The organism is Pannonibacter sp. XCT-53 (genome assembly GCF_009915765.1).
Classification (GTDB): Bacteria; Pseudomonadota; Alphaproteobacteria; order Rhizobiales; family Stappiaceae; genus Pannonibacter; species Pannonibacter tanglangensis.
The window spans coordinates 152,428-165,936 of sequence record NZ_JAABLQ010000001.1 but is presented as its reverse complement, the minus strand read 5'-3'; the positions used below and the strand labels follow the sequence as shown (position 1 = coordinate 165,936).

The 13,509-nt window shown below is 64.1% G+C and carries 22 protein-coding genes; 1 reads left to right on the top strand and 21 read right to left on the bottom strand.

Annotation, left to right across the window (positions count from 1 at the left end; all coding sequences use genetic code 11):
• Nucleotides 1-136: 136 nt before the first annotated feature.
• The 19 genes from GWI72_RS00770 to GWI72_RS00680 form a co-directional block, all read right to left on the bottom strand.
• The gene (locus tag GWI72_RS00770; RefSeq protein WP_161707533.1) at nucleotides 137-502 is read right to left on the bottom strand and encodes a hypothetical protein; all 366 of its coding nucleotides are present in this window, start codon (nucleotides 500-502) and stop codon (nucleotides 137-139) included.
• On the bottom strand, nucleotides 499-765 hold the full coding sequence (locus tag GWI72_RS00765) for an NAD(P)+ transhydrogenase beta chain (RefSeq protein ID WP_161707532.1): 267 nt from the start codon (nucleotides 763-765) through the stop codon (nucleotides 499-501). The genes GWI72_RS00770 and GWI72_RS00765 overlap by 4 nt, the downstream gene beginning before the upstream one ends.
• Nucleotides 766-770: 5 nt before the next feature.
• Complete coding sequence (locus GWI72_RS00760) at nucleotides 771-1,493, bottom strand: N-acetylmuramoyl-L-alanine amidase (protein ID WP_161707530.1); 723 nt, start codon at nucleotides 1,491-1,493, stop codon at nucleotides 771-773.
• Between the two features lie 121 nt (nucleotides 1,494-1,614).
• Entirely contained in the window at nucleotides 1,615-2,037 is a 423-nt protein-coding gene (locus GWI72_RS00755) for a hypothetical protein (RefSeq protein WP_161707528.1), read from the bottom strand.
• Nucleotides 2,034-2,297, bottom strand: a complete 264-nt coding sequence (locus tag GWI72_RS00750; RefSeq protein WP_161707526.1) for a hypothetical protein — start codon at nucleotides 2,295-2,297, stop codon at nucleotides 2,034-2,036. Before GWI72_RS00750 ends, GWI72_RS00755 begins: the two co-directional genes overlap by 4 nt.
• Complete coding sequence (locus tag GWI72_RS00745; RefSeq protein ID WP_161707524.1) at nucleotides 2,294-2,917, bottom strand: regulatory protein GemA; 624 nt, start codon at nucleotides 2,915-2,917, stop codon at nucleotides 2,294-2,296. Before GWI72_RS00745 ends, GWI72_RS00750 begins: the two co-directional genes overlap by 4 nt.
• On the bottom strand, nucleotides 2,914-3,183 hold the full coding sequence (locus GWI72_RS00740; protein ID WP_161707522.1) for a hypothetical protein: 270 nt from the start codon (nucleotides 3,181-3,183) through the stop codon (nucleotides 2,914-2,916). The genes GWI72_RS00745 and GWI72_RS00740 overlap by 4 nt, the downstream gene beginning before the upstream one ends.
• Nucleotides 3,131-3,385 carry a hypothetical protein gene (locus GWI72_RS00735; protein ID WP_161707521.1) on the bottom strand — a complete coding sequence of 85 codons (255 nt, stop codon included), beginning with the start codon at nucleotides 3,383-3,385 and terminating at the stop codon, nucleotides 3,131-3,133. The genes GWI72_RS00740 and GWI72_RS00735 overlap by 53 nt, the downstream gene beginning before the upstream one ends.
• Nucleotides 3,386-3,388: 3 nt before the next feature.
• A complete protein-coding gene (locus GWI72_RS00730; RefSeq protein ID WP_161707519.1) occupies nucleotides 3,389-4,063 on the bottom strand; it encodes a DUF7168 domain-containing protein in 675 nt (224 codons plus the stop codon).
• A gap of 8 nt (nucleotides 4,064-4,071) precedes the next feature.
• A complete protein-coding gene (locus GWI72_RS00725) occupies nucleotides 4,072-4,695 on the bottom strand; it encodes a DUF3164 family protein (protein WP_179955996.1) in 624 nt (207 codons plus the stop codon).
• Nucleotides 4,685-5,089 (bottom strand): hypothetical protein, encoded by a 405-nt coding sequence (locus tag GWI72_RS00720; protein ID WP_161707517.1) that lies wholly within the window; start codon nucleotides 5,087-5,089, stop codon nucleotides 4,685-4,687. The genes GWI72_RS00725 and GWI72_RS00720 overlap by 11 nt, the downstream gene beginning before the upstream one ends.
• The gene (locus tag GWI72_RS00715) at nucleotides 5,086-5,358 is read right to left on the bottom strand and encodes a hypothetical protein (protein ID WP_161707515.1); all 273 of its coding nucleotides are present in this window, start codon (nucleotides 5,356-5,358) and stop codon (nucleotides 5,086-5,088) included. Before GWI72_RS00715 ends, GWI72_RS00720 begins: the two co-directional genes overlap by 4 nt.
• A complete protein-coding gene (locus GWI72_RS00710) occupies nucleotides 5,352-5,633 on the bottom strand; it encodes a hypothetical protein (protein ID WP_161707513.1) in 282 nt (93 codons plus the stop codon). The genes GWI72_RS00715 and GWI72_RS00710 overlap by 7 nt, the downstream gene beginning before the upstream one ends.
• Nucleotides 5,630-6,661 carry an AAA family ATPase gene (locus GWI72_RS00705; protein ID WP_161707511.1) on the bottom strand — a complete coding sequence of 344 codons (1,032 nt, stop codon included), beginning with the start codon at nucleotides 6,659-6,661 and terminating at the stop codon, nucleotides 5,630-5,632. The genes GWI72_RS00710 and GWI72_RS00705 overlap by 4 nt, the downstream gene beginning before the upstream one ends.
• Before the next feature lie 33 nt (nucleotides 6,662-6,694).
• A complete protein-coding gene (locus GWI72_RS00700) occupies nucleotides 6,695-8,677 on the bottom strand; it encodes a transposase domain-containing protein (RefSeq protein ID WP_161707509.1) in 1,983 nt (660 codons plus the stop codon).
• Nucleotides 8,674-9,108, bottom strand: a complete 435-nt coding sequence (locus tag GWI72_RS00695) for a hypothetical protein (protein ID WP_348272628.1) — start codon at nucleotides 9,106-9,108, stop codon at nucleotides 8,674-8,676. The genes GWI72_RS00700 and GWI72_RS00695 overlap by 4 nt, the downstream gene beginning before the upstream one ends.
• Nucleotides 9,109-9,132: 24 nt before the next feature.
• Nucleotides 9,133-9,942: a ParB/RepB/Spo0J family partition protein gene (locus tag GWI72_RS00690; RefSeq protein WP_161707505.1), complete on the bottom strand. Its 810-nt coding sequence runs from the start codon at nucleotides 9,940-9,942 to the stop codon at nucleotides 9,133-9,135.
• Nucleotides 9,942-10,328, bottom strand: a complete 387-nt coding sequence (locus GWI72_RS00685; RefSeq protein ID WP_244314183.1) for a hypothetical protein — start codon at nucleotides 10,326-10,328, stop codon at nucleotides 9,942-9,944. The genes GWI72_RS00690 and GWI72_RS00685 overlap by 1 nt, the downstream gene beginning before the upstream one ends.
• Before the next feature lie 119 nt (nucleotides 10,329-10,447).
• Nucleotides 10,448-10,735, bottom strand: a complete 288-nt coding sequence (locus tag GWI72_RS00680) for a helix-turn-helix domain-containing protein (RefSeq protein WP_161707503.1) — start codon at nucleotides 10,733-10,735, stop codon at nucleotides 10,448-10,450.
• A gap of 159 nt (nucleotides 10,736-10,894) precedes the next feature.
• On the opposite strand from GWI72_RS00680, the gene GWI72_RS00675 reads away from it, so the two are divergent.
• Nucleotides 10,895-11,344 (top strand): helix-turn-helix domain-containing protein, encoded by a 450-nt coding sequence (locus GWI72_RS00675; protein WP_161707501.1) that lies wholly within the window; start codon nucleotides 10,895-10,897, stop codon nucleotides 11,342-11,344.
• Here the strand turns inward: GWI72_RS00675 and GWI72_RS00670 are convergent.
• Together GWI72_RS00670 and GWI72_RS00665 are read right to left on the bottom strand one after the other, a co-directional pair.
• Nucleotides 11,292-11,864: a GNAT family N-acetyltransferase gene (locus GWI72_RS00670; RefSeq protein WP_161707499.1), complete on the bottom strand. Its 573-nt coding sequence runs from the start codon at nucleotides 11,862-11,864 to the stop codon at nucleotides 11,292-11,294. The two genes, GWI72_RS00675 and GWI72_RS00670, sit on opposite strands and share 53 nt — an antisense overlap.
• 325 nt (nucleotides 11,865-12,189) lie before the next feature.
• Nucleotides 12,190-12,939: a PDC sensor domain-containing protein gene (locus GWI72_RS00665; protein ID WP_161707497.1), complete on the bottom strand. Its 750-nt coding sequence runs from the start codon at nucleotides 12,937-12,939 to the stop codon at nucleotides 12,190-12,192.
• Nucleotides 12,940-13,509 lie beyond the last annotated feature (570 nt).

Sequence of the window (13,509 nt, the reverse complement as noted above, 5' to 3'; positions counted from 1 at the left end):
CGTGCGATCGCGGCCCCACAGATCGGCTGTCTCGCGCTCGCCCAGGCGCCGGTCCGGCAGCGGCACCGGCGCGGCGCAGGGCACGATTGCGACAGTCGGCAGCTCGCGCTCGACGAGGACGGTGCGCAGGATCGGGCTATCGGCCGTTGAGCAGCCGGACACGATCACGGCCGAGGCCACACTCAGGGCGGTCAGGCAGCTGCGCATTGGCTCTCTCCAGTTCGGCCGCGCGCGCATCGGCGGCGGCAATCTGATCGCGGGCGGTCGCCTCGGCCGCCATGGTGCGGCGGAGCGCGTCGGCGATGGCCTGGGCCGTGCGGGCCTCGGCGGCCTGGATCTCGGCGCGCCAATGGGCATCGCGCTCGGCGATGGCGGAGGCCCTGACGATTTCGATCAGGGCGTTGACCTGGCGCAGGCTCTGCCAGCCGACCAGGGCGATGGCGACGACGAGCGTCCCCGCGAGGATGAAGCCGACCATGCGGCCACTCACGAGCGACATCATGCGCCGGCCCCCGGGTCTGCGCGCGGATCATAGGCGCGGTTCGCCTGGGCGGCCGCGCGGTAGTCGAGTGACCCGAAGGCACGATGAAGGCCGAGGATCGCGACGATCAGCGCAACCATCGACGGGAGGGCGACCGCGCCGAATGCGACGGCGGTCTCGACGCCAGCAACAGCACCAACGGTCAATGCCAGGATCACGACCCAGGCGAGGACCATTGACGCCCAGAGCGCCTGTTTCGAGGTGCGGTACGCAGGACGGTCCATGGGGCTCACCGCTGATAGTTTTCGAGGGCAGAGAACGGCGGACGCCCGTTGAGCGCCAGGCGCATCTCGTTGCGCGTCTGCGGACCGACGACGCCGTCGGCCACGATCTGGCGCTCGCGCTGGAATGCCAGCGTCTCGGCCTCGATCGCGTGCCCGAACACGTCGTCGGCATCCGGATCACTCAGGAGCGGGCTCGGCGCATTCTGGCCGGTGCGCCAGGCAATCAGCTGACTGCGCCAGGTGTCGACATCAGGGCCGGTTTCGCCGCGCCGGAGGAACTGGTCGAGGATGGGGGTAAACTCGCGCGTGCGGCCCTCGAACAGATGATCGTACTCGGCCGACGCGTTGAAGCTGGGGCACGCCTTGGCAGCGTACTCGTTGTGACCGGAAATCTTGCGAATGTTGAAACGGTCGCGCAGCTCCATCAGCTCGGCCGCGAGGGCGCGCCGCTGTGCCGGGGTCCGCGTGTCCTTCGGTGTCCGGCCATCGGCGGCGAGGCCACCCACATAAACGACGCCAATCGTGCCGTCGTTGTGGCCAGCACAATGCGCGCCGACGGCCGACAGCGGACGCCCGGCAAGGCGCGCGCCGGTGATGTCTATCACCCGGTGATAGCCGATGCCGGACCAGCCCCGCGCGCGGTGCCAGGCGTCGATTTCCGCGACGCTGACCGGCCGGCCTTCAGGCGTCGCGGTGCAGTGGACGATGATTTCATTGATGGGGCGCACGGGCGGAGCTCCTGTCGGGCCGGTGGATCGGCGGACGTGGAGCAACTCTGCGGTGCGGGGGGGATTTGAGCGGGCTGACAGCTGTCAGCAGGCCATCAGGCGGAGTGCTGCGGGCGGCCGATCAGAACAGCGAGCCCTGCGCGTCATCATCGCGCTGCCCTGCTTTCATGCGCCAAATCGTGCGTTCATGCAAGCCGCTTCGACGCGCGGCCTCGCGCGCGCTGGCTCCGGCCTGCAGCTCGCGCGCAGCTTGGCGGCGGGCATTGGCGAGGAGGGACGCCGGACCACGCGGGATGATCTCATTGGAGACACCACGCAGCCGGCCGTCCGGGTCGAGAGTGGCGAGGCCACGGCAGATCTGGTCCGCCGTGGCAAATCCGACCAGCTCCGTCAGCCAGTGCCCGTCGACGGCCTGCGGCGGGATCGAGACGCGAGTGCCGCCGTGGCTCGACGCGATACGATAGGCCACATCGACGCCCGCGATCTCGGCGATGTCGCCGAGGAGACCGGGCAGCGATGTCGTGTAGGACCGATCGTCGTTCATGACGGCCGCCTCCGGTCTCGCACCTGCACCGTGACGGTTGCCACGACGACGACACCCGGCGCGCCGATCTGCTCGGCCCGGCGCGTCAGGTGATAGCGCACCTGACCGAGCCGCACGGCGCTGGCACCGTACGCGGCACCGGCCGCCACATCGCCGCCGATCATTGCCCGGATCGCGGCGACATCGATCCCGTGCACCCGCTCCAGCCAGCGCAATACGGCATGGTCGGAGACATCGACAACCGTCGGCAGCGGCCTCATGATGCACCTCGGATCAGGGTGCCGAGGTCGTTCATGACCGCGATCAAATCGTTCCGTGAAAGCAGCGTGAAATCGTCTGTGAAGCCCATTTCACGAATGCGATCAGACAGCTGGCCGGAGACCAGGCCGCGTGCCTGGGCGATGCCCCACTGCGCGAGAACGATGTGCAGGCGCGGATCGGACGGCACCGGAGCGCTCTTGCTGTCCCTGAACATCCAGTCGTTACCGGTTTCGCGGCGGATCCACCCCTTGAGCGCCTCGATCGCCCGGGCCGCGTCGCCGGCATCCGACAGAAACCGGGTGTGATCGACGCCGGTCTGGCGCTTCACGAAAGCCAGCATCGCCGCGTCGCGCTTGTCCCGGACGATGCCGAGGTTCCACGCCGCGATCCAAAGGCTCTGCAGTTTCGGCGCGTATTTTCCGGTCGCCCTGTCTTTGCGCTGCGCCGGCCGAGGCCCGAAGCCCTGGCCGCGCAGCACCGTCAGCACCTTCTGCCGCTCGGCCTCGCTCATGTCCCGTGTGGAGGTCTTGCCGGTGATCGATGCCAGCTTGGCGCGATACGTGTCGTCGTCCAGCCCGAGCTGTGCCTTGGCGACGTGGATGGCGGCGATCGAGCTCATGCGTCGAGCCTCCGCAGCTCGGCCGCGTACTCGCGGCGCAGGATTTCGCAGCTTTTGCCGATCACGAGCTCGCGCTGTTCGTCAGTCAGTTTCCGGGTCGCCTTGGCCAGCTTTTTGGCCATCAGCACGGTCAGAATACCCATCTCGTCGACCGGGCTTTCCACGGACGCCGCCGCCGCCTGGACGGCGAGCATGACCCGGTCCGTCGCCAGGTCACTCGTCGATCCACCAGTATCGAGGTCCGGCGTGAATGCTGTCATGTCCATCGGGTTTACTCTCCGTTTCGCGCCGGGCCTCTAGCTCCAGGCGCATCAGATCCGTGGTGGCGCGGGCGAGCTGCTGTTGCAGGTCCGGCAGCCGGTGCAGTCGCCAGCGGCGGCGGTTTGCCTCGGCGAGCAGATCCCGCCGCCGCTGGCGCAGATGCTCCGCCTCGGCATCCATCTGTCGATGATCGTCGAGGCGGGTCATGGGTCAGCTCCGACCGATGAGTTTCGTGTCGAGTGCTGTCGAGACGCCGTGATTGAGAGGCACGTCGTTTCCGGCGCTCCATCCCGCAACGGTCGCGGCGGTCGACCGCAAGTTCTTGATCGTCGGGAGATTGACCTGCCGCCCTGGCCCGAACATGGCTGCCCGTGCTGCGTGGGCCTGGCTGATCGCGGCTGTGTTGTTGTCAGCTGCGAACAGTTCACGCAGGCGGATCCCCAGACGGACGATCATTGCCTGCCGAAATTCGAGGAGGGCCTGTTTCCGGGTTGAGGTCTTGCGCAGTCGCCGGTAGGCGTCACCCGCCTTGAACTCTCGCTCGGCTGTCTCGATGGCGCGGCGGCAGACATCGCAAAGATACGCGGCGATCTCCGGTCCCGGCCCGGCTCCGATGAACGCAAATCCGCGCTCACCGTCGAAAACCGTTACGCAGTTTGTGCAGCTCGCGATACAGGTCCAGAGCCGAGTGAGGACAGAGCGGGCTCCAGCGCTGGCGCTGAACCACGCCTCTCCGATCTCAAGCTGATCCTCGTCTAACCCGGCCTCGCGCATCAGCTCTGCCGCCTTGGCGGCGGCCGCCATCGCCTCCGCCTCAGTGCAACCACGGTCGGTGGTCATTTGGAGGAGGGCGCGGATCCGAGCCTTGAGCTTTTCACGATCCATGGCTCACCTCACACGCTGGCGATGTCGAGCGAGATCGGGATCCGGTCATCCTCGTTCCTGCCGCGCTTGTAGGCCCGGACATAGGTCTTGGTGCCGGTGACACGCACGGCATCCGAGATCGCGTCCATAGCCCGCGTCCAGTCGGCATCGTCGATGTTGAGGCGGCGGAGGCCGAGCACGCGGTGCGTCGAGATCTTGCCCTGCTTGTCGACCTGGAATGCCTGGTCGATCAGGACGCGCAGGTTTGCGTTGGCCCCCTCGCTCCAACGATGGATGCACCCGTCAATCAGCGATTTGGCGGCCTCCAACTCGGCACCAAACGTGATGTTTTCGGCGACCGCGACAAGGATCTGTGCCGAACCGTCGAACCGCGACAGCGTGATGTTGCCCTTCTGGCCACCGCGCTTGGCACCATACCGTTCCGCCACCAGATCGCGGAACGCCTGGACGTCTCCGAGCGCGCGGGCCTTAAACGCCGCCAGCCGTGCCGACAGTTCCTCGGCCTCGGCGACGAGCTCACGAACGAGCGCATCCTCCTCCTGGTGTTCGGGTTTGATGGCGCTGACCGGGATCAACGCGCCTTTGGCGTCCATCCAGTAGCCCTCGGGCAGTGCAATTTCATCAGTGGTCATTGGAGTAGCCTTTCACAGTTGGCAGGGAGACCCGGGACTTGCGTGCCGCCTTGGTGGCGCGCCGGTCCGGCTGCGGATCTCCCATGAGGGATGCTGTGGGATTGCGCTCGGCCAGTTCCGCGATCTGGTCCACATGCGGGCTGACGCGGTACTGGCGTGGCGGAACGGCGGCCGCGCGCCGTTCCGGGTATCGGGTGCGATCCACGGAGTTGACCGTCAGCAACGGCTCGATCCACTCCTCGGCCCGGATCAGGCACCGGGCGGTGCGCAGCGTCGTAGCTACATCGGCTGGCGAGCGTGCCAGCGTCGATGCGATTGCCTCGTAATTCTCGCCGAGGGCACGCATGCCGATCAGCATGGCGAGCTCCTGCATGGTCCAGTGACGCACTCTCATGCCGCACCCCCCGGCGCATCGCCGCCGCTCGTGAGCGCCGCCCGATCGCGCGGTGCGAACAGCACCACGTTCGATCCGGCGAGCTGGTCGGCCGTGACCTGCGCGAGCCGGGCGGCCTGTTCGGCCTCGATCTGCTCGGCAGCGCTGATGCATTTCTCAAGCGCCCGATCGAGGAGGTCGGCAACGCTCGCATGCATGGACAATGAGCCGTCGGAAGCACGGCCGAACGCCACACTGTTGCGCATGATTTTCAGGTGATCGCTCAGCATGCGTCATCCTCCGTTGTGCGCCGGAACACCGGCCGGATCACGTTGTCGGCCGAGGTTGAGACGGCCGTGAGAGCTCCGGCGACCGCCTCGGCGGCGAGCTGCCGCGTCTGCTGACCCCGCTCCAGGAGGCGATGCGCCTGGAGTTCGCATTCGAGCGCCGCTGCCAGATCGGCGAGCGCGGCAACCTCGGCAGCGATGCGGTCCAGAATTGCGGGATCAGCATGCGGCAGGGTAATGGCGATCGACCGCAGCTCGCGGGAGAGGACCAGGCTCATGCCATGTCCTCCACGTCGCGGTTGCTCCATGCGTCGCGGATGTGCGTCGCGGTGACCTGCTCCGCGCCCTCGCTCATCGAGAGCATGCTGGCGAGTTTCATGGTCTTGTCGATCTGGCCGAGGGCACCGCCCTTCATCCCGACACCGGTCAGAAACCGCACCGCGTCCGGATCGGTCACACCCCAGGCTGCGATGTATGCGGTGAGGTCCTCGGCGTACGGTTTGTTGCGTTTGAGGCGCTTGCCGATGCGGCGCTTGAGCTGGGCATAGCTCGGCCCGTCCGCCCGACGGGTAAACCGGGCATAGATCTCCTCGTTGCCGACGAGCGCGATCCCGCACCGGTTGATGTCGACAAAATGCCGGAGCTGATTGATGGCGTCATCGACCAGGTTCTGGGCCTCGTCGACGATCAGGAGCGTATGTCCGCCCTGGGCCTCCAGCCGCTGGCCGATGGCCTCGACGTAGCGCGCCGGATTGTGCTGCGTCACACCAAGCGCGCCGACGAGTGCGACGAGCATCCCGTGCACCGTCTTGGTGTGCGGGCTGATCGTGACCATGTGTACGTGCGGCGTCACGGCCTGGTAATAGCGGCAGGCAGCGGTCTTGCCGAGCCCGGAGGCGGCGGTGATCACAACCAGATCGGGGCAGATCTGCGCCCACTGGAGCGTGTTGATGATCTCGCTGGCCGTGCGCAGGCGCAAGAAACCGGGTCCGGTCGGGATAGCGGACACGAGCTCCTGCTGGTTCTCGACCGCCTCCAGCCAGCGGCGGATCTGCTCGTTCTGCCGGTCGAGGCGGCCCATGTAGGAGCCGCTGTACCACTGCGAAAATGCGGAGGAGGTGAACTCAGCACGACGTCCCACCTCCGTTTTGTTCCAACCGCGTGCCTGGGCGACCTCGCGGACGCGTTCGACCAGGCCCTCCCAAGTCTCGATATCATCTGCCGTCCGACCGGCGATCATTGCCGGCCGCTTTGTCGGGCGGTCCCAATTGCTATTGCTGCCGCTTGTGCTGACTGCTTCATTCATCTATAATTTTCCTCGGATGACTTTCGGGCGGGATCAGTTCCCGCCCTTTCTTTTTTCCGAGCCGTACGCACCACTCTGCGGCCCACTATTCCCGTTCGGGAATTCCAGGACGTTCGCGCCGACAAGGCTCATTGCCCGCGCGAACTTGTCTTCAAATTCTTCTGCTTGCTGCGGCTCCACCTTCCGGGCCGCGTTGCCTGTAAACACGCGCCGGACAGCCGGGCGGACCGGCGTTGGCTCAGTCGTGGCTGCGGGCTTGCCCTTCGCGTAGACCTGAGCCAGCTGCTCGGCCGTGAGCGCCGCGTGGGTGTCGCGCTCAAGGCGCAAGGCTTTCTGGTATGCCGACCGTTTGCGCTCGTGCACCCGCGCGGCCTCGGCATCGTGAAACCCGGTGTCCTCGACGCACGCGGCCTCGCAGATCAGCGAATTGTCGAGGTCGTAGACCCGAAGCGGCTTGGTCAAATGGTCGGGATCAAACCTCACGATCACCCTGCGGCCGGCAAACGCGGTGAGCTCCCGCGACCAGTAACGGTTGCCGTAAATGTGGATCTCGCCGTTGCCCTTGCGCGCGCGCAGGCCCTCGGAGGCGAGCAACCACAGCGACCGTTGTGCTGCTGTCGGCTGGCGCACGATCGTCCCGGGAGCCTCCATCGACGCCTGAAACGTCGCGTCGAAAGACCGGCCGGCACAAGTGCCGCCTTTGCGTCCCGGCCGCGCATTGTGCTCGGCAATCATCGCGTCCACATGCGACCGGAACACATCGAGCGGCACAGCGTGGCTGGCATAGTTTTCGGGTTTGGCATCCGGCCGGTTGCCGGTGTACGCCCCGGCACAAACCGGGTGCCGTGCGACGTCGTCGGTCAGGTCCCTAAACGCGCGCTCGATCGGTTTTGACTGGCCGGAATACGGCTTGGTGAACTGGAGCTCGACACCGAGCGCGGTCAGGAGGCCCTGCGGATCCTCGTCACGAATTTTGAACCGGTAGCGGTTCGGTGCCCCGCCCGTGATCCACTTGCTTGCAAATGCCCGGCCGTTGTCGAGCGTGATGCGTTCGGGGATCCCGTACCGCTCGACCATGTCGCCGATCACCAGCCTGGTCGTCTCTTTGTTTTCGCTGTCGGACAAGCGCCACGCGACAAACTTGCCGGAGTAGAGATCCTGCAGGGCGATCAGATAGAGGCGTGTGATCGTCCCGTCCGGCATGCGGACGAACACATCGAATTTGTGACCGTCCATGTTGACCGCCTCCATCGCATGGAGATGGTCGCGGGTCCGCCGCTGCGCGGGATACAACGCCTTTGCCCGATCCCGGCCGGACCGCGCGAGGATCTGCGCGGCCTCGGAAACCTCGGCATCCAATCGCCGCCGCAGCGCCCGCTCCGACGGCAGCGGCGTCCAGCCGTGCTCGGCCGCTGCCGCAGCAACGCGGCGATAGCACGACGAAAACGAGGGCTTTTCGGGGCGCAGGTAATCGCTCTTGATGCAGTCCCAGATCTGCGGGTGGCAGTCGGCCCACTCGCGCTCCGAACGATAGGAGGGTGCGAGCGCCGCGAGCCAATCCTCGCGCGGGTGCTGCGTCGCGAGCTCCTGCCAGTAGTAGACAGTGCGCACCGAGACCTGCTCGCGACGGGCAATCAACGCCGCCGCCGCCTGGGTTGTCGAGCCGGCAACGACCATCGCCATGCAGTCACTCACCGCGCGGAGCCGGTCTGCCGCGATCGCCTTGTGCTTGGCTGGCAGCGCATCATAGCGCTGCCAGAGAGCATCACGCGCCGGATCGCGCGCATCGTTGGCCGGGGCGTCAAACAGCATCATCAGCCGGGTCTGCGCGAGCTGCGGCAGCAGGCTGATATGATACTCCCAGCCGCCGCCCTGGCGGGCAGCTCGCCGGGCGCGCTGCGGGTCGGCGCGCCAGTTTTCCCGCTGGATCAGGTCGGCGAGGGCCGATTTGCCACGCGGGAGCCCAGGCAGGGCGGCAGTCATCAGCTCGGCGGGGCTAAACCACTCGCGGCTCATTTGCGCCTCCGGACGTTAACCGGCTTTGACCGCAGCTCGCGGAGGCGCATCACCGCCTTGCTCTGCTCGCTCTGCCAAAATGCAATTTCCGCGAGGAGGGTCTCGTCGCCGTCCATGGCAGTCAGGCCATCGTCCGAGACCAGCTCGTCCCAAAGCCAGACAGCGCCGGTCGCCTTGACGAAGGCCTTGAACCGCAACAGGCTGATATCGTGCGTGGTTTTGCTCTCGGCCGTGTAGCTGTCGAGCCCGGCCTTGGTGATCGGCGCAGCGAGATAGCGGCTCATTCGGGCAGCAATCTCGGCACGATCGATCTGGCACTCGCGGATCGCCCGCGCCATCGCCCGCTTGAGCCGGGCGCGGAACCGGTCGACGTCAATCGCGTCGATGTAGACGCGGACCGGGAACGCTGTCGCGTCGCCGAACAGGTCCATCTGTTGAGGATTGCGGGACATGATCTACTCCGCCGCTACAGCGACAGCATCGGCGAGGCCGATGTGCGCCAGGAACCGACGCTGCGCCTCTGCCGTCGCGCGCGACCACGCATCGACCAGACGCTCGAACTGCTGGTCGTCCGCCGTGCGAACCGGCGCATCCGGCTGATCCGACAGCAAGGTCAGGACTTTCCGGATGTCGCCTGTCTCGCGCCAACCGACCGCCGCGCGGCGCTGCATGGCGGGCTCCATTTTCGACAGCTTGAGCAGGACCGACTGGTTATCGGCGAGCGGCGAATGGCGCAGGACCATGCGAAGTTCGGGAGAGAGACGGCGCGCCAGCTCCTGCAGGCGTTTTGCCGTGCGCTCGGACACGCCGAGCCGGTCGGCGACATGTGCGGCAAACCCGCCGTCGATCAAAGCGCCAACTTGGCCCTTTGATTTCCGGTCGCCGCCGCGACCAACCTTGCCGTGTTGCTCCTCGTAGAGCTCGCGGTAGCGGTCGACAAAAACAGCGCGATCGATAACCGAGAGGTCGTTTCGGAACAGGTTTTCGGCGATCTCCAGCATCTGCGCCTCGCGGGCATCGGCCTTGACGACAAACGCCTCGATCTCAGCCAGACCTGCGATCAGGCACGCCCGCAGCCGGTGACCGCCAGACACCAGCGTGAATTTGCCGGCCTTTTGAGCGGGCGTCGAACGCACCTGGATCGGCGATTGAAGGCCGATTTCACGGACCGAAACCGCGATCGCCTGGGCGTGATCCTCGTCGACATCGCGCAGGCGATCTCCGACGTAGATGTCACTGATTGTGATCGTCTTGAGCTCGGCCATTATGCAGCCCTCTCGATGCGATCAGTCAGGACTAGCGCCCGGGCTCGATCAGCCGCGCCGTGATAGCCAGCCGCGAAAGCAGGCTCTGCGAGCCGCTCGTCAACCACGCGCAGGCCGCGGTTGACAGCCTCGCGGGTGCGGGCGAATTCGTCGCACAGCCGGCGTTTCGGGACGTAAAACTGACGAACCATCATGTGATAGGCGATCTGACGAGCGAGCGCGGCGTCGAACCACTCATGCGGCGGAGCGATGATGTCGCGGATAGACAGGAGCGGGAACAGCTCACTGGTCGCGGCAAAACAGGCGGCCGTGATACCGCGCAGATCCTGCTCGGCCTGCCACGAATGGCTGAGCAGCCTGTCGATTTCGGCGATCGGATTGGTCATTGTGAGACTCACACTTTTGCGATTTAGTCATCACGTCGGGGCTGGGACGACGGCCGGATGATCCCGTCATCTGCCGCTCATCGCGGACGCTAAAGGCCAGAGCGCCCCGGACCCGACACTCAGGCTGCGTCTCGCGCCTGGCCCTCGCGGCGAGCCAGTCTCGCCTCGTTGACAGCCGACAGGATGCGAGACGAGCGCACCGGGTAACGATCCGGCCAAAGCTCCGACACCTCGACATTGAGGTACTCGGCAATGGCCTGTTCGGCCCGACGGACTGTGCGGTTCCAGACGTGACCGAAGGATCCGGGCGCGGCCTCATTGAGACGCTCGAGAGCTGCGATCGTCATGCCCTGACGATGCAACTCCGCCTTGATCGAATGGCGGTCCCACTTGCGGGGCTGCTTCATGTTGACCTCACTGGAAAGCGCCCCGCTGCAACGGGGCGTTTTCTGAACTATGGTGTAGATTATCGACCCACATTTGCGGTTCGATAATTTGGATAATGTCCCGCAAATTGGACAGTGGCAAGTCCAATTTTTGGATCAGTCCTATTTTTTGGAATGATAATGGAAACCGTAGGCGACCGGCTGCGACAGGCGGCAGACAAGATCGGTGGGTTGGACGCGCTGGCGGAAGCGGCTGGCATCAAACGCACCACGATCTACAATTACGCCTCAGGTCAAACAGAGATGCGAGTGTCAACGTTGGTTGATGTCGCACGCGTTACTGGCGTGTCTTTGCACTGGCTAGCTACTGGCGAAGACGACAAAACCGCCAAGGCCCAAGTTGTCGGTAGCAAAATACCGCTGGAACAGATCCGGAAAATTGTCTGGAACATAGCATTTACATTTGCGGATGAGCTGCCCCGCAACGCTAAGCCCGCAGATGTTGCAAACCAGACGCTGGAAATGCTGGATTACCTCATCTCCCGCGATGTTGCGGGAGATGAGGCGAGCAAAGCCGTCATCCAGTTCGGCGCAGCGCGGCTGAAGCGATCATCGTCTCAAGGCGATTGATGAGGGTGCTGTAGTCCGGGACTTTGTATCCAATTTCTGGGACGGCGTGCCCTGCAATAACCCGATCCCGGAACACGATTGGCTGACAGCCCAGCGCAGGGTAGATCCTGCGGTACGGGTTCTCGCGAAATGCCCACACGCAGGCCGGCCAGCAGCCGTCGGCGCGCAGGTGTTCGGCCAGCGCCCGCATAGCGACCGGCCCCGCATCACCACCGCGACAGCCTGGCAGGATGTAGCAGGCGTGAAATTCACCAGGCACATCGATTGCCGTGTCGGCATTCGGTTTTGAGACCGCAAACCCGATCGTCCGGCCGGATTGCTCCAGGACAATCAGCGCAGCGCCGCGCTGCCGTGCGCTCAAAAACGCAAGCCACTGACTACGCCGATAGTCAAGCGAACGATTTTCATGAATTGAATTTGGTAAAAATGAATAAACCTCACGCCAGCATGACGTGTGTATTTCAGCTACAGCATCAACATCGACAATCGATGCATGGCGAGCCGCCGTAACTATAGACATTTTATCTAACCCTCCTTATCTTTTCCGAGCCACGGAAGGAGGGTTAAACATGATTGACGACGCGATTAGATCCGAAATCTCCCGCAAGCTAAGAAAAGGCCGCGACAAATATCGTTTCTTGACCTTGGTTGGCGCTTACCTATCTGGCGTTGCGACTGCCGCGATCATAATCGTCATCGCATTGCCCAGGCTGTCTGACGACGACATGGGCAAGTTGGCTGCATTGGCGGCGCTCTCAACAGATCAACCGGCTGCCGTCCTGTGGATCAGGGCAGAGGGTAACATGGGGTGGGGGTGGCAACGGCTGACCGCAGCCAAGCGCTTGCTAGTTGACGTCGATGTCGACAGATGCAGCGTCCGGCAGGCCCTTGACGGCCACGGAAATCAGACCGTGCCGCTCGTTACGGACCCAGGAGACCGATATTACAGATGATCCATACCGCATGATCCGTGTGCCTGTCGCGGCCGTCGCCTGGCTCGCGACGGCACGCAGCTCCGGCGATATGACGGCCTCAGGCGGAAATGCGGCAATTACATCTCCATCCAGATTGAGCGCGATCGACCAGCAATCAGCGCAATCCCGCTGAGTGTCGACAAGCGCATACGGGGAGGTGACGGCGACAAACGTCAAGTCGCCGATCCGTTTGACGATCGGCACAAATGCGGCGCTTGATGTGCGTCCGACAACCGCCTGATCGACGATCAAACCGCCCTGCTGCCGCGCCCGCTGGTAGTACCTCCGATCCGAGAGATCGATGGGATCGGCCGGATAACGATAGCTGTCATATTGCAATTTCCCGTCAGCATTGATCACGAGGATCGCACGGGCACCAGGTATGCCGGCCGCCAGCCGTCGCAGCTCCTCGTGCACCAGGCGGTCATTTTTCAGAGCCGACACCAGCACCGCTGCCGTGTCGAGCGCCTGGTCAGCGGTCAACAGAACGCGGTCAGCGGTGAGCCCGGTCAATCTCGCGGCGCTCATTGTGGCACGGTTGATTTCAACCGAGGCATCTGTATCGGCAGCATAGGCTGTCGAGAGCATGAGCGACGAGATCAGTACTGCCAACAATTTCATGATTGCACCCACTAGCACCGGTAAAAAAGTGGTAACGAGTGGCGAGATCGCGCGAAACCAACCGATGCGAGCGCATAGGTTGCAGCGAGTAGATTTTCTTGAACGCACAATGCGGGTTTTCCGCATTAAATTCAGAGCGTTGTTGGCTTAATCACGCCGTCATCGCTGCCGTCGACGGTCTGGGTGATTGTCGTCCGAGAACACGAACTTTGACCGGAAACTCAAAAATGCCGCAAAACCGGAAATTTCCTATTTTTTTCAATGCCTTGATTTAACTTTCCGTCGACCGGAAACATCAAATTGCCGCCACGCCCTTATAACGTCGGTTCTAGGGCCGCGTGGGTGTTCGTTTAACGGCGAGTTTCCGCCATTTGAAGGCGATTTAAACTTCTCTTGTCAGCGAGCCTACATCGGCATGGCCACCGTGCCAGTCCGCACGGATCGGTGCCGCAAATGCAAAACCGACCGTCAATAATGCCGCGTGCAAGCGAGAGCGCCGTTGCCGCCATTTCGATTTAGTTTCAAAGGGCTACCGTCATTTCCCGGTTGTTCCCAGCTGATCCCGGTAAA